Raw genomic sequence first — 19,597 nt, forward strand, 5'->3', positions numbered from 1 at the left:
AACGCCATGGCCGGAAACCAGCCACCCTCTCCGCATCGGCACGAAAAGTACGAACGGCTGGTCGCCGCCTGCCGCGAGATTCCCCCCGTTCCCACGGCGGTGGCGCACCCCTGCGACGCCTCGTCCCTGGGCGGTGCCGTCGATGCGGCCCGCCAGGGCTTCATCACCCCGATCCTGATCGGTCCGGCCGCGCGCATCCGGGCGGTGGCGGATGAGTCCGGGCTCGACATCGCCCCATACGAGATCGTGGACGTGCCCCACAGCCACGCCGCCGCCGCCACGGCGGTGGAACTGGTGCGCCAGGGGCGTGCCCAGCTTCTCATGAAGGGAAGCCTGCACACGGACGAGCTGCTGCGCGAGGTGGCCAGGAAGGACAGCGGGCTGCGGACGGAGCGGCGCATCAGCCACGTCTTCATCATGGACGTGCCGACCTACGGGAAGCCGCTGTTCATCACCGACGCCGCGGTGAACATCGCGCCGACCCTGGAGGACAAACGCGACATCATCCAGAACGCCATCGATCTGGCGCGGGCGCTGGGGAATCCCCAGCCGAAGGTGGCGATCCTGTCGGCGGTCGAGACCATCAACCCGAAAATCCCCTCCACCGTGGAGGCCGGCGCGCTGTGCAAGATGGCCGACCGTGGGCAGATCACCGGCGGCCTGCTGGACGGGCCACTGGCGCTCGACAACGCCATCAGCCCCGAAGCGGTGAGGATCAAGGGTATCGAGTCCCCGGTCGCCGGGCAGGCCGACATTCTCGTCGTGCCGGATCTGGAGGCGGGCAACATGCTCGCCAAGAACCTGACCTTCCTGGCGAACGCCGATGCCGCCGGCATCGTGCTGGGCGCGCGGGTGCCCATCGTGCTGACCAGCCGGGCCGACAGCGTCATGACGCGCATGGCCTCCTGCGCCGTGGCGGCCCTGTACGCGCACCAGCAGCGGGTCGAGCAGCCGGTGAAGGGGTGAGGTCGCCATGACCGAAACGACCATGACCGAGACGGGCATGACCGAAACGATCCTGGTCATCAACGCCGGTTCCTCCAGCATCAAGTTCCAGCTGTTCGATGCGGCGGACGGGACGCTGCCGGTGCGCCTGCGCGGCCGGATCGAGGGGATCGGCACGACGCCCCGGCTGGTTCTCCAGGACGGAGGCGTTCCCTTGCCGGCGGAGTCCGGTGACGGGGTTCCCGGCGCGCTGACCTTTCTCGGCGCGTGGTTGCGGGAACGGCTGAGCGGCGCCATGCCTGTGGCGGTCGGGCATCGGGTGGTTCACGGCGGACCGACCTACGACACCCATATGGCGGTGGACGACGCGGTGATCGGGACTCTGGAAACCTATGTCCCGCTCGCCCCGCTCCACCAGCCGAACAATCTGGCGCCGATCCGGGCGATCCGGAAGCTCTTGCCGGACGTGCTTCAGGTGGCCTGCTTCGACACGGCCTTTCACCGGCACCATTCCGAACCGGCCGACCGCTACGCCATCCCGGAGGCTCTCCACCGGGAGGGGGTGCGGCGCTACGGCTTCCATGGCCTGAGCTACGAATACATCGCCGGGCGCCTGCCGGACCTCGCCCCCCAGATCGCCGGCGGGCGCGTCGTCGTCGCGCATCTCGGCAGCGGGGCCAGCATGTGCGCCATCCGGGACGGGCGCAGCGTGGACAGCACCATGGGCTTCACCGCGCTGGACGGGCTGCCGATGGGCACGCGGCCGGGGCAGCTCGACCCCGGCGTGGTCCTGTACCTGATGGACAAGGGCATGGACGCCCGCGCCATCGAACGGCTGCTGTACCACGACTGCGGCCTGAAGGGGCTGTCCGGCATCAGCAACGACGTCCGCGACCTGCTGGCCAGCACCGACCCGCGCGCCAGACTCGCGCTGGACTGCTTCGTCTACCGGGCGAGCCTCGCCATTGGGGCGCTGGCCGCCGCCATGGGGGGCATCGACGGGCTGGTGTTCACGGCCGGCATCGGCGAACGGGCGCCAGCCATCCGCAAGGCCATCGCGGAGCGGGCGCGCTGGCTCGGCTTCGACCTCGACGAGGCGGCCAACGCCGCGAACGCGCTGTGCATCACGACGCCGGACAGCCGGGTCAAGGGCTGGGTCATCCCGACCGACGAGGAACGGATGATCGCGCTCCACACCCGCGACATCCTCCGCCGCCACCGCTCCGCGTAACACGGCCCCGAGAAGGAGAGAGGCACCATGTCCTGGTTATCCGGCTTTGGGTCATCCAGATCGGCGATCGTCGCCGGCCTCCTGCTTCTCGGCTGCGAGCAGCCGGCACCGCCACCGGCCGAGGCGACGCTGATCCGCGCGCTGCCGGTGCAGGTGAGCCAGTTCGACCGCACCGCCGCGCTGACCGGCGAAATACAGGCCCGCCACGAGAGCAACCTCGGCTTCCGCGTCGGCGGCAAGGTGGTCGAGCGGCTGGTGGATGTGGGGCAGACGGTCACGTCCGGCCAACTGCTGGCGCGGCTGGACAACCAGGACCAGACCAACGCCGTGAAGTCAGCCGAATCCGACGTGGCGGCGGCGCAGGCCGCCGTCGAGCAGAGCCGGACGCAGGAGGAGCGCCAGCGCTCCCTGCTCGCCAACGGCTTCACCACCCGGGTCCAGTACGACAACGCCCAGAAGCGCTACCAGCAGGCGCAGGCCGAGCTGAACTCCGCCCAGGCACAGCTGGGCTCGGCCCGCGACACGCTGTCCTACACCGAACTGCGGGCCGACCGCGACGGGGTCATCACGGCGAAGATGGCGGAGCCCGGCCAAGTGGTCGCCGTCGGCCAGACGGTGTTGCGGCTGGCCGATCCGGGAGAGCGGGAAGCGGTCTTCCAGGTGCCGGGCGCCAGCATCCGGCTGGAAGGACGGGAGGGCCTGCCGACGGTCGAGGTGCGGCTCGTCAATGATGCGAAGACCGTCACCGAGGGAACGATCCGCGAGGTGTCTCCGGGGGTCGATCCGGTGACCCGGACCTACACCGTGAAGGTTTCCCTGCCCAACGCCCCCGACGCCTTCCTGCTCGGCTCCTCCGTCGTCGGGCGGGCCAAGCTGCCGGCGCGCCCGGTGGTCAATCTGCCGTCCTCGGCGCTGTTCCAGACGGAGAATGGAGACCCGGCGGTCTGGGTCGTGGCGCGGCCGGCCGACACGGTGAGCCTGCGCCCCGTCTCCGTCCTGCAATACGACACCGGCACGGTCACCGTCTCCAGCGGCCTCAGCGATGGCGATCTGGTGGTGGTCGGCGGCGTCCAGAAGCTGCGGCCGGACCAGAAGGTCACCATCAAGCAGGGGAGCGGCGCATGACCCGCATCGCGCGACCAACCATGCGGCCCCCAAGCATGCGGCAGCCAACCACGAACCCGCTTCTCATCGCGCTGCTGGCCCTGGCCCCGACGCTGGCGGCCTGTCAGCCGCAGGGCGGCCATCACGCCGACGCGGCGCCGGTGATCCGCCCGGTGCGAACGATCACGGTGGAGCCGGTGACCTTCCGGATGGGCGGCTCCGCCACCGGAACCATCGAGGCGCGGGCCGACGCCGACCTTGGCTTCCGCATCGCCGGAAAACTGGTCGAGCGCAAGGCCGATGTCGGCAGTCTGGTCAAGGCCGGCGACGTGCTGGCGCGGCTGGACGACCAGGACCAGCGCAACGCGCTGCGGACCGCCGAGGCGAACCTCGCCTCCGCGCAGGCCGATCAGGTGCAGGCGCGCAACGAGGAGTACCGCAAGCGGGAACTGCTGGCCAACGGCAACGCGCCCCAGGCGCAGTACGACGCGGCGCTGCTGGCGATGCGCACCGCCGACGCCAAGGTCGTCGCGACGCAGGCGGCGCTGCAATCGGCCCGCGACCGGGTCGGCTACACGGAGCTGCGGGCGGATCGGGACGGCGTGGTGACCACCATCGGGGCCGAGCCCGGACAGGTGGTCGAAGCCGGCCAGATGGTGGTGCGCGTCGCCCAGCCGGAGGAGCGCGAAGCCGTCTTCAACGTCGCCGAAACCGGCATCCGGGCGGCGCCGAAGGACCCGGTGATCGAGGTCGCGCTGGCCGGCGCACCGGACATCGCGGCGGTGGGCCGCGTCCGCGAGATCTCGCCCCAGGCCGATCCCGTCACCCGGACCCACACCGTCCGGATCGCGCTGGACAACCCGCCCGACGCCCTGCGCCTCGGCGCGACCGTCGTCGGCCGCCTGAAGCAGCCCCCCGCCCCGGTGGTCGAGCTGCCGGGAACGGCGCTGTTCGAGGAGGGGGGGCGGAGCTTCGTCTGGGTCGTCGACCCGAAGGCCCAGACCGTCCGGCGCCAGCCGGTCGTGATCCGGGCCAGGGAAAGCGATGGCCCGGTCATCGTCACCGAGGGCCTGACCCGCGGCGACGTCGTGGTCACCGCGGGCGTGCACAGCCTGAGCGAAGGCCAGAGAGTCCGGCTCAACCAGAAAATCGAAACGGCGGCGGCACCATGACCGGCTTCAATCTCTCCGAGTGGGCTCTGCGCCACCGCTCCTTCGTCTGGTACCTGATCATCTCGTTGACCTTGGCGGGCGGCATGGCCTACATGCGCCTCGGTCGCGAGGAGGACCCGGCCTTCACGATCAAGACCATGGTGGTCCAGGCCAACTGGCCCGGCGCCACCATCGAGGACACCATGAAGCTGGTGACCGACCCGATCGAGAAGAAGCTGGAGGAGATCCCCTATCTCGACTACGTCAAGAGCTACACCAAGCCCGGCATCTCGGTCGTCTACGTCAATTTGAAGGACTACACGCCGGCCGAGGCGGTGCCCGACCTGTGGTATCAGGTCCGCAAGAAGATCGCCGACATGAAAGCCACCCTGCCCCAGGGCGTGCAGGGGCCGGCCTTCAACGACGAGTTCGGCGACACATTCGGCACGGTCTTCGCCTTCACCGCCGACGGCTTCAGCTACCGCGAGCTGAAGGACTACGCGGAGACCGCGCGGGCCGACCTGATGCGCGTGCCGGACGTCGGCAAGATCCAGTTCGTCGGCGTCCAGAACGAGCGGATCTACCTCGACTTCTCGACGCGCAAGCTGGCCGCGATGGGGATCGACCGCGAGCAGGTCATCGCCGAGCTTCAGGCCCAGAACGCCGTGGCGCCGGCCGGCGTGGTGCAGGCGGGCGACGAGAAGATCTCGGTCCGGGTCAGCGGCGCCTTCACGTCGGAGGACAGCCTGCGCGCCATCAGCCTGCGCGCCAACGACAAATTCTATCGGCTGGCCGACCTGGCGGACATCCGGCGCGGCTACGCGGATCCGCCGTCGCCGCTGTTCCGCTACAACGGGCAGCCGGCCATCGGGATGATCATCTCCATGGCGGCCGGCGGCAACGTGCTGACCTTCGGCGAGGGCATCCGCGAGCGGATGCGGCAGGTCGAGGCGAACCTGCCGGTGGGCATCGGCGTCCACCTCGTCGCCAACCAGTCGGTGGTGGTCGAGGAATCGGTCGCCGGCTTCACCAAGGCGCTGAAGGAGGCCGTCGTCATCGTCCTGGTGGTCAGCTTCATCAGCCTGGGCCTGCGCGCCGGGCTGGTGGTGGCGACCTCCATCCCGCTGGTGCTGGGCATGACCTTCATCGGCATGGAGTTCTTCGACATCACGCTCCAGCGCATCTCGCTGGGCGCGTTGATCATCGCGCTCGGCCTGCTGGTGGACGACGCCATGATCACCGTGGAGATGATGATCACCAAGCTGGAGGAGGGCTTCAGCCTCGATAAGGCGGCGACCTTCGCCTACACCTCCACGGCCTTTCCCATGCTGACCGGCACGCTGATCACCGTGGCCGGCTTCATCCCCATCGGCTTCGCCCAGGGCGGTGCGGCGGAATACTGCTTCACGCTGTTCGCCGTGGTGGCGATGGCGCTGCTGTTCTCCTGGATCGTGGCGGTCCTGTTCGCGCCCCTCATCGGGGTGAACGTGCTGCCCAAGACCATGAAATCGAAGCATGGCGGCGAACCGGGACGCCTGATGCGGATGTTCCGGGGCAGCCTGCGCCTGGCCATGCGGGCGCGCTATCTGGTGATCGTCGCCACGCTGCTGTTGTTCGGCCTGTCGGTCTTCGGCCTGCGCTTCGTCCAGCAGCAGTTCTTCCCCGCCTCCGACCGCCCGGAACTTCTGGTCAATCTGACCCTGCCGCAGACGGCCTCGATCCGGTCGACCGAGGAGGTGGTGGATCGCTTCGAGAAGGTGCTGGCGGCCGACCCCGATGTCGAGCGCTGGAGCTTCTACGTCGGCCAGGGCGCCGTGCGCTTCTACCTGCCGCTCGACGTGCAGCTGGCCAACGATTACTTCGCGCAGGCCGTGGTGGTGACCAAGGGCTACAAGGTTCGCGAGGCCGTCCGCGCCCGGCTGGAGAAGGTGCTGAACGAGAACTTCTCCGATCTGAACACGCGGGTCAGCCCGCTGGAGATGGGGCCGCCGGTCGGCTGGCCGATCCAGTACCGCGTCTCCGGACCGGACGTGGGCGAGGTGCGGGCCATCGCCGCCCGGATGGCCGACACCATCGGCACCAACCCCTACACGCTGCTGGTCAACTACGACTGGAACGAGCCGTCGAAGGTGGTGCGGGTCGATGTGGACCAGGACAAGGCCCGCTTGCTGGGGATCAGCTCCAAGTCGCTCAACCAGGCGCTGAACGCCACGGTATCGGGCGCCGCCTTCACGCAGGTGCGCGACGATATCTACCTGATCGACGTGGTCGCCCAGGCGACCAACGCGGAGCGCAGCTCCATCGAGACGCTGCGCAACCTTCAGATCGCCATTCCGGACGGCCGCACCGTGCCGCTGGGCGAGGTCGCGACCATGCGCTACGGCCTGGAGCAGCCGGTGGTCTGGCGGCGGACGCGCCTGCCGACCATCACCGTCCAGGCCGATCTGGTCCCCCCGTTGCAGGCCGCGACGGTGGTGCAGCAGCTTGCCCCGGCGGTGGACGAGCTGCGGCGCAGCCTGCCGCCCGGCTACACCGTCGAAGCGGGCGGCACGGTGGAGAACAGCGCCAAGGGCATGGCCTCGATCACCGCCGTCTTCCCGATCATGGTCTTCGTCATGCTGACCATCCTCATGATCCAGCTGCAAAGCTTCCAGAAGCTGTTCCTGGTCATCAGCGTGGCGCCGCTCGGCCTGATCGGCGTCGTCGCGGCGCTGCTGCCGACCGGCACGCCGCTGGGCTTCGTCGCCATTCTGGGCGTGGTCGCGCTGATCGGCATGATCGTCCGCAACTCGGTCATCATGATTGCCCAGATCGACGAGCATCTGGAGGCCGGGGAGCATCCCTGGGACGCCGTCATCAACGCCACCATGCACCGGGTGCGGCCGATCCTGCTGACGGCGGCGGCGGCCAGCCTGGGCATGATCCCCATCGCGCCGGAGGTGTTCTGGGGTCCCATGGCCTACGCGATCATCGGCGGCCTGATCGTGGCGACCCTGCTGACGCTGCTCTTCCTGCCGGCGCTCTACGTCGCCTGGTTCCGGATCCGGGAACCGGCGGCGGAGGAGCGCGCCAAGCCGAGGTACGACGGCGCCATGCACCCGCCGGGCGCGGCGCCCACCAAGGGGGTGACGAGCGGCGTGTGACCACCCGCCGATCCTGCCGCCAATCCTGCCGCCGTGTCCGGCTCGATATCATGCGTGTGCGGGAGTCGAATTCCCACCCGATGAATTTCCGCAAGACCGGCGGTGCTCGGACCATTGCACGCTGAAAGGGACAGAAGCCATGGCGGACTTCATTCACGACCGGTTCATGCCGCACGCCGACGCCTCGGAGGTCCCGGAGCGGCACGAGATGAGCTACGTCCGCAAGGCGCTCGTCCTGTCCATGATGCTGGTCCTGCTGATTGGCTGCTTCGTCGTGTTGCGCCCCTTCATCGCGGCGATCCTGTGGGCCGTCATCCTGTCCTTCAGCACTTGGCCGCTGCATCGGCGCATCGAGCGCGCGCTCGGCGGCCGCACGACGCTGGCGGCGGCGATCATGACGCTGGCGATCATGGCGGTTCTCGTCGTGCCTCTCGTCGCGCTTGGAATGAAGCTGTCGGAGAGTGTTTTCCAGGTCTTCGAGACGCTTCACGCGGCCATGGACCGGGGGGTTCCACCTTTGCCGGACTGGCTGGCCGGCATTCCGATTCTAGGGGACCGGCTACAGGAGGTCTGGAGCGTGCTGGCGAGCGGCGAGTCCAATCTGCGCACGACGCTCCAACCCTATCTCGGCCGGATCCGCGACGGGGTGCTGGCGAGCGGAGGGCATCTTCTCTCAGGGACGTCGCTGATCGCGCTGAGCGTCCTGATCGCCTTCTTCCTCTATCGGGACGGTCGCACCGCCGTGCGCCGGCTGCGCAGCATCGTGGGGCGGATCGCCGGCGACCGCGCGCGGCAATCCCTCGACGTCGCCGCCGAAACGATCAACGGGGTCGTCCATGGCGTGCTCGGCACCGCGCTGGTTCAGGCCATCGCCGCCACCGTGGGCTATTGGATCGTGGGGCTTCCCGGCGCCCTGTTCCTCGGCTTCGTCACCTTCTTCCTGACGCTGGTGCCGATGGGGCCGGCGCTGATCTGGTTGCCCGCCGCGATCTGGCTGGCCAGCCAGGGCCGCACCGGCATGGCAATCTTCCTGGTGGCCTGGGTCGGCCTGCTGGTCGGCAGCCTCGACAACATCCTGCGCCCGATCCTGATCGGTCGAAGCAGCGATCTTCCCTTCATCATCATTTTCCTGGGCATCGTCGGCGGTCTCATCGCTTTCGGCCTGATCGGCATCTTTCTCGGCCCGACGCTGCTCGCCGTGGCGTACGGCCTCATCCGGGAATGGAGCGGAGGAAACGAGCCGGGCGACGCTTCCTCCGTGCCTTGATCGGGGACCGGTGGACGCCGTGCCCGGCGACCAACCACGACACCGTCAGCCCCGGATCGCCTCCGGCGCCACCTTCTTCATTCCACCCGGCCTTATGCGGGTGAGGCCGCCGGGGCCGGAGCGGGAATGCCATAGGCATGGGCGAGTTGGTTGAAGCTGTCGACGGTCGTCTGGTCGATGGGAATGCCAAGCGTCCTGCGGCGCTCGGCCTCGGCCCATTCGCGGTCGCCGGGCGCCATGACCGTTCGGCCCGGTACGGCCTGGGACCCGCGCAGGGCGGCCAGATAGCGCGCCATGTTGTCCTGGAAGCTCTCCTGCGGCAGGAAGGCCTCCGGACGGATCGCCATCACGAAGGCGCCCATGCCGCGCGGCGTGCTCAGGTCCGGTCCGGGCATCGGCAGGATCTCGAAGCTCAGCTTCATGCCGGTCAGGACGGCGCTGAGGATTTCCACGAATCCCGCCAACCCGGCCCCCTTGAAGCCGAACTCGCCGCCCAGCGGCGCCAGCATCTCGGCTCGTTCGGGATCGGTGGTGTTGCGCCCCTCGGGGTCCGACGCGGTGGCTTCGGGAAGCGCGAGCCCGAGGCTGCGGTAGAGCTGGACGCGGTTGTAGGGGATGGCGCTGGTGGCCATGTCGAACAGCCACGGATCGCCGTCCTTCACCGGAACGGCGATGGCGATCGGGTTGGTGCCGTGGAAGCGTTCGGCGCCGTCGTGCAGCCGCATGAAGCTGTCGGAGTTGCAGACGGCCATGCCGATGCAGCCCGCCTCCGCCGCGGCGAGCGCGAACGCGCCGGCCGGGCCGAAATGGGAGTTGTTGCGGATGGCGACCGCGCCGATGCCGAACCGGCCGGCCAGCTCGACCGCCTTCTCCTGGGCGCGATAGGCGCCGAGCGCGCCGTGGGCGTCGTCGGCGTCCAGCGTGGCGACGGCGCCGAATTCCGACAGGATGCGCGGGGCGGGGCGCGGGTTCACCCGTCCGTGGGTCATGGTGGCCACATAGTGCCCGAGCAGCCGCACACCGTGGCTGTCGACCCCCAGCCGGGAGCCGTGCATCATCGCCCGGGTGGCCGCATCCGCCGTCGCCTCGTCCGCTCCCGCGGCCAGGAACACCGCGCGGCAGAAGGAGTCCAGGGCATCCGCGCCATAGCGGGCGGTCGGGTGAGCCGGTCCGGTCACAGCGTCTGCCCCCCGTCGGCGACGAGCAGGCTGCCCGTCATGAAGCCGGACTCGTCGCTGGCCAGATACACCGCGGCGGCGGCCATCTCCTCGACGGTGCCCAGGCGGCCCATCGGCTGGCGCGCGATGAACTGCGCCCGCATGCCCTCCGGGTCGGCGCTCGACTGGATGCGTTCCTCCAGCGACGGCGAGTGGGTGGTGCCGGGGCACAGCGCGTTGCAGCGGACGCCGGCGCCGATGAAGTCGCGGGCCACGGCCTTGGTCAGGCCGATCACCGCCGCCTTGCTGGTCCCGTAGGCGGTGCGGTTGGCGACGCCGGTCAGGCTCGACGCCACCGAGGCGACGTTCACGATGGAGCCTCGGCGCCGTTCGATCATGCCGGGAAGCGCCGCCCGGATGGTGTGGAACATCGAGGTGACGTTCTGGTCCAGGCTGCGCGCCCAATCCTCGTCGCTGCAGTCAAGGATGGTGCCGTTGTGCACCCAGCCAGCGTTGTTGACGAGGATGTCGAGCGGCCCGGCCTCGGCGACGACGCGCCGCACCGCCGCCGGATCGGTCACGTCGAGAGCGACGGGGGTGATTTTGGAATCGATGCGGGGCAGATCCTCCATCTTGGACAGCGTGCGGCTGGCCGCGACGACGCTGGCCCCCTCCCGGGCGAAGGCGAGCGCGATGGCCCGTCCCATGCCCTGTCCCGCGCCGGTCACCAGCGCGCGTTTTCCGTCTAGTCTGCCGGTCATCGTGTTTGGAACTCCACCAGTCGGCGCCGCAGCGGACGCCGGGTTGGACGCAGGGATTCGATGTGCCCAGGGGCCGGGAGTGCGTCGTCTCCGCCGCCCTCCCGGCGTGCCGTCATCATCCGAAGAGCAGGTTCGGGATCAGGAGGATGAACTCGGGCACGAAGATCAGAAGCAGGGTCGTCAGCCCGATGGCGATCATCAGGGGCAGGGACTCCCGCACATAGGCGCCCACCGACACCCTCAGGATCGAGCAGACGGTGAACATTGCCGCCCCGACCGGAGGCGTGAAGTTGCCGATGGTCGCCGCAACGATGAAGACGATGCCGAAATGCACCGGATCGCCGCCCATCGCCCGCACCGCGGGCAGGAAGATCGGGGTCATCATGATGATGATCACCGTCGCGTCGATGAACAGGCCCGCCACCAGGACCAGGAGGACGATCAGCACCATCACCAGCTGGACGTTGTCGGTGAGGCTGGTCAGGGACGACGCGATGACTTCCGGGATTCGCTCGAAGACGATGCCGTAGCTGAAGATCGCCGACAGGCTGATCAGGAACATCGCGGAGCCGACGTCGGCGAGACTGACCTCAAGCGCCTCGATGAAACTCTTCGCCTTGAGCCGGCGGTAGATGGCGAAGCCGATGAACAGCGCGTACAGCACCGCGAAGGCGCCGATCTCCGAGGGCGTGAAGATGCCCATGCGCAATCCGACGAGCAGGATGACCGGGAACAGCAGAGCCCAGACACCGCCCCTCAGGGCGCTGCCGACCTCCGACAGGGACGCCCGTTTCGCCCGCTCGGGAGGGTATCCGCGCTTGTTGGAGGTGTACCAGACGGCGATGCTCATGGCGATGCCGAGCAGAAGCGCCGGGGCGAAGCCCGCCGCGAACATCCGCCCGATCGACACCTGGCCGATGGTCCCGTACAGGATCATGCCGATGCCCGGCGGGATCAGCGGGGTGAGAAGCGAGGTGAAGGAGATCACGCCGGCGGTGAAGCCGCGCGACATGCCCCTTTTCGTCATCTCCTCGCCGAGGATGCGCGATTGCATCGCCGCGTCCGCGATGGCCGATCCCGACACGCCGCCCATCAGCGCCGACAGGACGATCGAAATCTGGGCGAGGCCGCCCTTGAAGTGTCCGGTGGCCACCGACGCCAGATTCAGCAGGCTTTCGGTGATGCCCGACCGGTTCATGTAGTTGCCCGCCATGATGAACAGGGGAACGGCGAGCAGGGCGAAATTCTGGGTCTGGGACACCGTCACCTGGAGCGGGATGGTGAAGGGCAGTTCCGGGTGCTGCAGGAAGAACAGCACCCCCGAGATGCCGATCGCGAAGGCGACCGGCATGCCGATGAGAAGGAAGACCGCGAAGGCCAGAACGACGAGCAGCATGGTCAGGCGGTCTCCCCGCTGGCGGCAGCGGCGCACGGAACGCCGTCGGACCGCATCAGGGCCCGTATCTTGAGAATCGTGGTGATGAGCATGAGGGCCGCCCCGACGGCGATGCTGGAGGTGACCCAGGAATAGCTGACGCCGGGAATGCCGTTGAAGGTCCGGGACCGGCTGGTCCAGGCGAGCAGGATTCCGCCGTAGACGGCGTAGCAGAGGAACAGCGCGATCGCCGCGTAGTTCACGAACAGCAGGGTCCGCTGGTACCGCTCGGACAGCTTCGCGGTCACCAGATCGAGGGACATCAGCATGTCCTTGCGCCAGGCGATGTCGGCGCACAGGAACACCGCCCAGGCGAAGAAGCAGGTCGCCAGATCGATGGTCCAGTTGAGCGGGTGCTGCATCATCCGCGCCACGCCGCCCAGCAGAAGCAACCCCACCATCAGCATCAGGAACAAGCCGGCGAGGATCGCCTCCAGCTTCAACACATAGTCGTAGAGAGTCTTCATAAGGCAGGCCTCGCCGGCTTCGGATGACTTAGCGTCCCAATTCCTTGTAGACGGCCGCGCGCACCTCGGTGAGGCCGAGCTTCTGGTACGCAGCGTCGCCGGCCTTGCGGAAGGCCTCCAGATCGACGTTGTCGGTCACCTTCATTCCGCCCTTGACCAGCGCGGCCTTCTCACCTTCGGCGGCGTCGGCGAGCACCTTCGACACCTTCTGGCCGGCGGCGCTGCATTCCTCGACCAGCGCGGTCTGGTAGTCGGCGGGCAGCTTCTTGAACCAGGCGGAGCTGACGACCTCGAAGTTGATCAGCAGGATGTGACCGGTCTCGCTGACGTTCCGGACGACCTCCTGGAGATTGCCCGGACGGATGTTGGCGTAGGTCAGTTCCGCACCGTCGACGGCCCGCTGCTGAAGGCCGGGGTAGATGTCGCCGAAGCTCATCGCCGTCGGGGCCGCGCCGATGGCGCGCACCGATTCCTGCCAGATCGGGGCGGGCGGGGTGCGGATTCGCAGCCCGGACAAGTCACCCGGATTGCGCACCGGCTTGTTGGCGAAGACATGGCGCTTGCCCTGCACGAAGTCGAAGCAGACGACCTGGAGGCCGTGCTTGTCCGCCAGCTCCGTCTTCCACTTCTTGACGATGTCGAGCTTCGACAGCGCAAAGGCCTCGTCGAGCGTCTCGACGAAGTACGGGCCGTTCAGGACCGCGATCTCGCGGACGTAGTTGCCGAGGCGCGCCGCGTCGGTGTTCTGGCCGATGTTGGCGCCCTGGCGGATCTGCTCGATGATGTCCTCTTCGTTGCCGAGCTGGGCGCTGTGGAAGACCTCGATCTTCAGGCCGCCGTTGGTCCGCTCCTCGACGCGCTTGGCCCATTCCTGGAACGCCGAATGATAGGCCTCGACCGGGCTATGGACATGGTTCATGCGCAGGATGTGCTTCTGCGTCTGGGCCTGGGCCATTCCCATGCCCGCGATCAGCGTCAGTGCGGTGGCTCCGAGAAGAGCGCCAAGGCGCTTGGACATGTTGGTCACTTCCTACTCCCTAGAATTTCTTATGAGTTCGGAGACAAAGAGCGCTCGTTGCTTTGAGCATGGAGCCTGAGACTGCCCTTGGTTCGTTCGTTTACTGACCGTCCACGGGGAACGGGCAGGCCATGCACGGACGGCGAACGGCTCGGCCAGTGCAACGTTCGGTTATCTTGCACACTTGTATCCAAGGATGCAAGGTGCTACGGATCATCCATAAGGCGTTTTGATTGGTGTCCAATCGAACGCACGGTCGGGCGGGATTCCGCCGGGCAAGAGCGGCGTGACGGATGGGAGGTGCAACCAGTAATGTCAAAGTGTTCGTCCGGCTGTATCAGTCATCGGTCCGGTTCCGCCCGCGTTCCGGACTGTGTTCAGCGGCGCTGCGACCTTGCGTGGGTTCATCCGCTCCGGCGATAATCGCGATTCTGGGCTCGGAAAGGGCGATGTCCGCTTGCACGGAGGCTGGGGGAACACGGTGAAGAACGAACGGCTGGTGTTGGAACGCAACACGCTGGACAGCGTGATCTACAGGGAACTGCGGAAGAGGATCATTTCGCTGTCGTTCCAGCCCGGCTCGATGATCTACGAGAACGCTGTCGCCGACGAATACGGCGTCAGCCGGACACCGGTGCGTCAGGCTTTTTCCCGGCTGGCGAACGAAGGGCTGCTGAGCATCCTGCCGCAGCGCGGGGCGCAGGTGTCCCACCTGTCCGTGGCCAAGGTGAAGGAGGCCCAGTTCATCCGGGAGGCGCTGGAGGTGTCGGCGTTCGGCGAGGTGGCGCGCATCTGGAACAAGACCGCCGATCACAGCGCGGCGCAAAGCAAGGCGCTGTCGCTGATCGAGCAGCAGAGACAGGTCGTGCGGGAGAAGGACTATGTCGGTTTCACCGAACTGGACGTGGCGTTCCACGACACCGTCATCGGGGTTCTGGGAAACGTCATGCTGCTGGAGATGCTGAGCGACGTGAGGACGCATCTGACACGGGTGCGCTTCCTCGAGCTTCAGGAGGCCCATCATGAGGACGATGCGATCGCCGACCACGTCAAGCTGATGCGCTCGATCATGGCGAACGACGTCGCGGGAACCCAGTCACTCCTGCTGGCCCATTTGAAGATGATCGAGGCGATGCGCGACGACATCCTCAAGCGTCACGACATTCTCTTCGAATAGACCCCGTCCGGGACCCCGCCGGGGGGCTCCACCGCCGGACGGTTTATCCGGGCATCACTGACGGACGCAGACCCAGGCCGGTTGGACCGCCGGCGGGGAAGGGGGCCGCTTGCCCTTTGCGAACCGGCGGCAAGACCAACGGCCCCGCACGCGGGCGCAAACAGGAGGAAACGAGATGAACAGACGGTCGATCCACAGCTACACCTGGATTCCGAAATGGTCCACCAAGGACGGTGCCTACGCGGCCGAACGGGCCGCGGCCTTCGGCTATGGCCAGCTGGTGGTGCCGATCCGCGACCATGACAGCATCGAACCGGCGGCCATCGCCGCGCTCTGCGAGCGGGCGGGGGTGCGCCCCGTGGCGACCTCGCCGCTTCAGGTCGACAACGACATTTCGAGCACCGACCCGGAGGTGCACCGCCGCGGGGTCGAGCGGCATTGCGCGGCGCTCGCCCTGGCGCGCGACATGGGCGCGGATCGCATGGGCGGCATCCTCTACAGCGCCTTCGGCAAGGCGTCGAGGGTGCCGAGCGACGCCAACTTCCAGGCGGCGGCGGACGGGTTGCGGATCGTCGCCGAACGGGCCGCGTCCTACGGGATGCTGCTGGCGCTCGAAGTGGTCAACCGGTACGAGAGCAACCTGATCAACACGGCGGAGCAGGCCGTCCGGATGCTCAAGCTGATCGGCGCCGACAACGTCCGCATCCATCTCGACACCTTCCACATGAACATCGAGGAGAACGACCTGCTGGGCGCGCTTGAGCTGGCGATGCCCCATCTCGGCTATTTCGAGATCGACCAGAACCATCGTGGCCGCCTGACGGAGGGGTCCATCGACTTCGCCCCGATGCTGCGCCGCTTGAAGGCGGCCAACTATCAGGGACTGATCGGCGTCGAAGCCTTCTCCTCCGCCGTGTCGCACCCGGACATCACCGCGGGCGTCGCGTCCTGGCGCAACCTGTTCGACCATGGCGACGACGTGGCGCGCGACGGGCAACTGCTGCTCGATCAACACGGCCTCTGACGACACCCGCCGCTGCCGGCGCACCCCCCGTCCAACGGTTCGCGGGTGTGCGCCGGGCGGCTTTGGTGATGAGACCCCGACCTCCCACGCAATGCACGCCCAGACCACAAGCCCCATGCTAATGTCGGGTCGGCTCAAAGATGAGAGGTTTCAGGCCGGTCATGGCTCGACGATGGTCTTTCGCTGCGCTGACGATCCTTTGCGGGGTTTGGTTCACCGGCGACGCGATGGCGGCCGATGCGGCCCCCCGATCGTCGTCCCCGGTTTCCGGCACCGTGCCGATGGACCTAAGCACGGTGGCCTTGCAGCCGCCGATGCCGTCCCTTTCGGCACAGCCGATCGGCAGCTACGCCAACGGCTGCATTCGCGGTGCGCAGACGCTGCCTCCCGAGGGCCTCGGCTATCAGGCGGTCAACCTGTCGCGGAACCGGAACCACGGCCACCCCGACACCATTGCGTTCGTTCAGGACCTTGCCCGCCGGGCGCAGGCCGAGCGGCTCGGGCGGCTGGCCATCGGCGACATCTCCAAGCTTTATGGCGGCCGCATGGAAAGCGGACACGCCAGTCACCAGATCGGTCTCGACGTCGACGTGTGGTTCGATCTCGACCAGCCGCCGCTCGCGCGTGACGCGCGGGAGCGGACAGACTTCCCGACCATGGTGAACCGGCAGACGCAGCGCGTTCTGCCGGAGCGCTTCGGTCCCCGTCAGGCCCGCCTTCTGCAACTGGCGGCGACGAGCCCGAAGGTCGCGCGGGTGTTCGTGAACCCGGCGATCAAGCTGGCGCTGTGCCAGAGCGAGCAGGGCAACCGCTCCTGGCTGAACGCCGTGCGCCCGTGGGGTGGGCACGACTCGCACTTCCACGTGCGGATGAACTGCCCGGCCGGATCGACGGCCTGCGTCCCGCAAGCCCCCATTCCGCCGGGCGACGGCTGCGGCCAGGAGCTTCTGAGCTGGTTCGAGCCGCCGAAGGAAGCGCCGGTGCCCCGGCCACCCAAAGCCATCCCCGAGCCACCGGCTGCCTGTCTGGAGGTGCTGGCGGGGTATTGAGCCTCTGCCGACAACCGGCTGTTCCGCCAACCTGTCAGCAACGCCCTGGTGCGCTGGTTCAAAAGGCATATCGCGTCCGGGAAGACATCCTGTTCATACCTCCCGCGCCCGCTTGTTTCACGTTCGAGCGGCTCTGGCTACCCCGCCAGCAGCTTGGCCACGGCCATGGCGAGCTGCTGTTGCGTGTACGGTTTGGCGAGCCGCGGCACATCGATGATGGCCCCGTCGGGAAGATCCGCGTAGCCGGTCACCAGCAGCACCGGCAGATCCGGACGGATCCTGTGCGCCTCGCATGCGAGTTCAGCCCCCGTCATATCGGGCATCGCGTAGTCGGTCACGAGCAAGTCGATGTCCTGGTTCCCTCTCAGCACATCGAGCGCCGGCGGGCCGGCGTTCGCCTCAAGGACGGTGTGGCCGAGATCGGTGAGCATGTCGACGGTGCTCATGGCGATCAACGCGTCGTCATCGACAACAAGGATCGTGGCCGGGGCTGCTTCCACGACCGGTTCCACAGCAGGGTCTACAGCGGGGTCCATGGTCGGCTCCGCGGCTTCGGCCGGCGTGGCGGCCACCGGCAGCCACAGCTCCGCGAGGGTCCCCCGACCGGGCGCGCTGGACAGCCGAAACGCCCCGCCGGACTGCACCGCCAACCCGTGCACCATCGAAAGCCCGAGCCCCGTGCCCTTGCCCACGCCCTTGGTCGAGAAGAACGGCTCGACGGCCCGCGCGAGCGTGTCCGCGTCCATGCCCATGCCGGTGTCCTGAACGCTCAGGAGCAGGAAGGGGCCGGATGCGCGCCCGCCCGCTGCGGTTCCGGCTGCTTCGGTGACGTCGAAGGTGAGCGTGCCGCCCTCCGGCATGGCGTCGCGGGCGTTGACCGCCAGATTGAGGATCGCCAGTTCGAGTTGGTTGGGATCGACCAGGGCCGGCGGCAGTGCGGCGGGCACCTTCAGGCGAACCACGATGCGCGGGCCTACCGAGCGTTCCAGCAAATTCCTCATGTCGTCCAGAAGGGCACCCAAGGCAACCGGCTGCGTCTGCAGATCCTGGCGTCGAGCGAAGGCGAGAAGCCGCTGGGTCAACGTCGCCCCGCGCCGCGCCCCTTGCATGGCGCCGCTGATCAGCCGTTTGGCCTTGGGGTCGGTGGCCAGGTGCTTGCGCAGCAGATCGAGGTTGCCGAGCACCGCCATCAGCAGGTTGTTGAAGTCGTGGGCGACACCGCCGGTCAACTGGCCCACCGCCTCCATCTTCTGCGCCTGATGAAGCTGCTCCTCGGCGGTGTGAAGCGCCGCCCTGGCCGCCTCCTCGGCGGTGATGTCGCGGCCGACGCCGTGCAGGTGGCAACCGTCCGGATCGGGCGAGAGGACCCAGGCGATCCAGCGCCAGGAGCCGTCCGCCGCAAGGATCCGGCACTTGAGCCGCATGGGGCGGCGGCGGTCGCGAAGCTCGTCCAGCGCCGCCTGCACCAGCCCGATGTCTTCCGGGTGAATGATCTCGCTGTAAGGACGCGCGAGCAACGCCGCATGCTCATGGCCCAGCAGGCGCGACCAGGACGGGCTGATCCGCAGCAGGCGGCCGTCGTAATCGGCATAGACGAGGAGGTCCTCGCTGAGCTCCCACAAGTGGTCACGCTCGCGGGTGCGCTCGGCGATCCGCTCTTCCAGGGTGGCGTTGAACCGCTTCAGCGCGTCTTCGATCCGCTTGCGCTCGGTGACGTCCTTGAACACGATGGCGACATGCCGGTCGTCGGCATCGCCCACCTTGAAGACGCAAAAGTCGAACCAGGCGCGCAACGGCTTCGCGCACAACTCCGCACGGGTGGCCTTGCCGGCGCGCGCGGCGCGGCCGAAGACCTCGTACCAATGGGGCTCGAAGGACGGATCGATCTCCCGAAGCCGCCGCCCGACGACATCCTGCCTCATCAAGCGGGTCGCGGAGGGATTCGCCTCAAGAAACCGGATGTCGACCGGCCGGTCGGCTTCGTCAAAGAGGACATCGCCGAGCAGAAAGCCCTCGTCCATCGCCTCGAACAGCAGGCGGTATTTGGTCTCGCTCGCGCGGATGGCCGCGGTCCTCTCGACGATCTTCTTCTCAAGCTCTTCGTTGGCTTGGGCAAGGGCGGCGTTGGTGACCTCCAACTCCTCCAAGGCGACCTGCAACTCCTCGGCTGTGCTGGCGTCCCGGAAATGCCGGTCGCGCACCGTCGTCTCGACCTGACTCAACAGCGTCCGGGAGATCGCCTCGCGTTGCTCGGCTTCCGCCCGCAAACGGGCCACCTCGCGATCGCGGTCGATCAGAAGCGCCTGGAGACGGTCGCTTTCCCGGGCCATGCGCATGGCCTCATCGCGGGCATCCTCGGCCGCGGTGAGCGCCTGCTCCAACTCGTCATCATACCGGGCGGGCGGCCGGGTGGACGCCCGTGTGCTCCCCTGTGCGCTTCCCCCGACGTGCGGATCTCGACTCATGTTCCTGGCCCCCGATCCGAACGCTTAGGCTGCCTTATGGCCGATGAGTCCCAAGAATGAAGGGTCCGAAGGCAGGCCGGTGCGTCGGCACGTTGTTGTCCCGCATGGTTCCTGGCTTTAACAGTCGATCGCAGCGGCTTTCACCATGGCTTTTGGTCAGCGGGACGCCGTCGGAGCGTTGCGGTGCACAACCAAGTCGCCGT

General features: G+C 67.8%; 14 protein-coding genes and 1 pseudogene. 9 read left to right on the forward strand and 6 right to left on the reverse strand.

Annotation, left to right across the window (positions count from 1 at the left end):
* Positions 1-36: 36 nt before the first annotated feature.
* The 6 genes and pseudogenes from ACWPXE_RS18370 to ACWPXE_RS18395 all read left to right on the forward strand — a co-directional run.
* Positions 37-966, forward strand: a pseudogene (locus ACWPXE_RS18370) (bifunctional enoyl-CoA hydratase/phosphate acetyltransferase); the annotation flags it as partial.
* A 7-nt stretch (positions 967-973) separates the two neighbouring features.
* On the forward strand, positions 974-2,176 hold the full coding sequence (locus tag ACWPXE_RS18375; RefSeq protein WP_454018930.1) for an acetate/propionate family kinase: 1,203 nt from the start codon (positions 974-976) through the stop codon (positions 2,174-2,176).
* A gap of 27 nt (positions 2,177-2,203) precedes the next feature.
* A complete protein-coding gene (locus ACWPXE_RS18380) occupies positions 2,204-3,301 on the forward strand; it encodes an efflux RND transporter periplasmic adaptor subunit (RefSeq protein ID WP_454018931.1) in 1,098 nt (365 codons plus the stop codon).
* Positions 3,298-4,452, forward strand: a complete 1,155-nt coding sequence (locus ACWPXE_RS18385; RefSeq protein ID WP_454018932.1) for an efflux RND transporter periplasmic adaptor subunit — start codon at positions 3,298-3,300, stop codon at positions 4,450-4,452. Before ACWPXE_RS18380 ends, ACWPXE_RS18385 begins: the two co-directional genes overlap by 4 nt.
* Positions 4,449-7,574, forward strand: a complete 3,126-nt coding sequence (locus ACWPXE_RS18390; RefSeq protein ID WP_454018933.1) for an efflux RND transporter permease subunit — start codon at positions 4,449-4,451, stop codon at positions 7,572-7,574. The genes ACWPXE_RS18385 and ACWPXE_RS18390 overlap by 4 nt, the downstream gene beginning before the upstream one ends.
* 139 nt (positions 7,575-7,713) lie before the next feature.
* Positions 7,714-8,841, forward strand: a complete 1,128-nt coding sequence (locus ACWPXE_RS18395) for an AI-2E family transporter (RefSeq protein ID WP_454018934.1) — start codon at positions 7,714-7,716, stop codon at positions 8,839-8,841.
* Positions 8,842-8,933: 92 nt separating this feature from the next.
* On the opposite strand, the gene ACWPXE_RS18400 is transcribed toward ACWPXE_RS18395, so the two are convergent.
* From ACWPXE_RS18400 to ACWPXE_RS18420, 5 genes are all read right to left on the reverse strand, one after another.
* Positions 8,934-10,019 (reverse strand): Ldh family oxidoreductase, encoded by a 1,086-nt coding sequence (locus ACWPXE_RS18400; protein ID WP_454018935.1) that lies wholly within the window; start codon positions 10,017-10,019, stop codon positions 8,934-8,936.
* Positions 10,016-10,759 (reverse strand): SDR family oxidoreductase, encoded by a 744-nt coding sequence (locus tag ACWPXE_RS18405; protein WP_174450175.1) that lies wholly within the window; start codon positions 10,757-10,759, stop codon positions 10,016-10,018. Before ACWPXE_RS18405 ends, ACWPXE_RS18400 begins: the two co-directional genes overlap by 4 nt.
* A 115-nt stretch (positions 10,760-10,874) precedes the next feature.
* Positions 10,875-12,155, reverse strand: a complete 1,281-nt coding sequence (locus tag ACWPXE_RS18410; protein WP_454018936.1) for a TRAP transporter large permease — start codon at positions 12,153-12,155, stop codon at positions 10,875-10,877.
* A 2-nt stretch (positions 12,156-12,157) separates the two neighbouring features.
* Positions 12,158-12,661 (reverse strand): TRAP transporter small permease, encoded by a 504-nt coding sequence (locus ACWPXE_RS18415; protein ID WP_237904134.1) that lies wholly within the window; start codon positions 12,659-12,661, stop codon positions 12,158-12,160.
* A 28-nt stretch (positions 12,662-12,689) separates the two neighbouring features.
* The gene (locus ACWPXE_RS18420) at positions 12,690-13,679 is read right to left on the reverse strand and encodes a C4-dicarboxylate TRAP transporter substrate-binding protein (RefSeq protein ID WP_454018937.1); all 990 of its coding nucleotides are present in this window, start codon (positions 13,677-13,679) and stop codon (positions 12,690-12,692) included.
* 481 nt (positions 13,680-14,160) lie between these two features.
* Here ACWPXE_RS18420 and ACWPXE_RS18425 point away from each other — a divergent pair, with 481 nt between their 5' ends.
* The 3 genes from ACWPXE_RS18425 (at position 14,161) to mepA (ending at position 16,929) form a co-directional block, all read left to right on the forward strand.
* A complete protein-coding gene (locus tag ACWPXE_RS18425; RefSeq protein ID WP_454018938.1) occupies positions 14,161-14,856 on the forward strand; it encodes a GntR family transcriptional regulator in 696 nt (231 codons plus the stop codon).
* 175 nt (positions 14,857-15,031) lie between these two features.
* Entirely contained in the window at positions 15,032-15,880 is an 849-nt protein-coding gene (locus ACWPXE_RS18430) for a sugar phosphate isomerase/epimerase family protein (protein WP_454018939.1), read from the forward strand.
* 314 nt (positions 15,881-16,194) lie between these two features.
* Entirely contained in the window at positions 16,195-16,929 is a 735-nt protein-coding gene (mepA, locus tag ACWPXE_RS18435) for a penicillin-insensitive murein endopeptidase (protein WP_454018940.1), read from the forward strand.
* Positions 16,930-17,066: 137 nt separating this feature from the next.
* Here mepA and ACWPXE_RS18440 read toward each other — a convergent pair whose 3' ends face one another.
* A complete protein-coding gene (locus tag ACWPXE_RS18440) occupies positions 17,067-19,310 on the reverse strand; it encodes a PAS domain S-box protein (RefSeq protein ID WP_454018941.1) in 2,244 nt (747 codons plus the stop codon).
* Positions 19,311-19,597: the final 287 nt, after the last annotated feature.

It is taken from the genome of Azospirillum sp. Marseille-Q6669 (assembly GCF_965111635.1).

Bases quoted from the DNA above. Each gene is read 5' to 3' on its own strand.
- ACWPXE_RS18375 (WP_454018930.1), top strand. From the start codon at position 974: ATGACCGAAACGACCATGACCGAGACGGGCATGACCGAAACGATCCTG.
- ACWPXE_RS18380 (WP_454018931.1), top strand. From the start codon at position 2,204: ATGTCCTGGTTATCCGGCTTTGGGTCATCCAGATCGGCGATCGTCGCC.
- ACWPXE_RS18385 (WP_454018932.1), top strand. From the start codon at position 3,298: ATGACCCGCATCGCGCGACCAACCATGCGGCCCCCAAGCATGCGGCAG.
- ACWPXE_RS18390 (WP_454018933.1), top strand. From the start codon at position 4,449: ATGACCGGCTTCAATCTCTCCGAGTGGGCTCTGCGCCACCGCTCCTTC.
- ACWPXE_RS18395 (WP_454018934.1), top strand. From the start codon at position 7,714: ATGGCGGACTTCATTCACGACCGGTTCATGCCGCACGCCGACGCCTCG.
- ACWPXE_RS18405 (WP_174450175.1), bottom strand. From the start codon at position 10,759: ATGACCGGCAGACTAGACGGAAAACGCGCGCTGGTGACCGGCGCGGGA.
- ACWPXE_RS18410 (WP_454018936.1), bottom strand. From the start codon at position 12,155: ATGCTGCTCGTCGTTCTGGCCTTCGCGGTCTTCCTTCTCATCGGCATG.
- ACWPXE_RS18415 (WP_237904134.1), bottom strand. From the start codon at position 12,661: ATGAAGACTCTCTACGACTATGTGTTGAAGCTGGAGGCGATCCTCGCC.
- ACWPXE_RS18420 (WP_454018937.1), bottom strand. From the start codon at position 13,679: ATGTCCAAGCGCCTTGGCGCTCTTCTCGGAGCCACCGCACTGACGCTG.
- ACWPXE_RS18430 (WP_454018939.1), top strand. From the start codon at position 15,032: ATGAACAGACGGTCGATCCACAGCTACACCTGGATTCCGAAATGGTCC.
- mepA (WP_454018940.1), top strand. From the start codon at position 16,195: ATGCCGTCCCTTTCGGCACAGCCGATCGGCAGCTACGCCAACGGCTGC.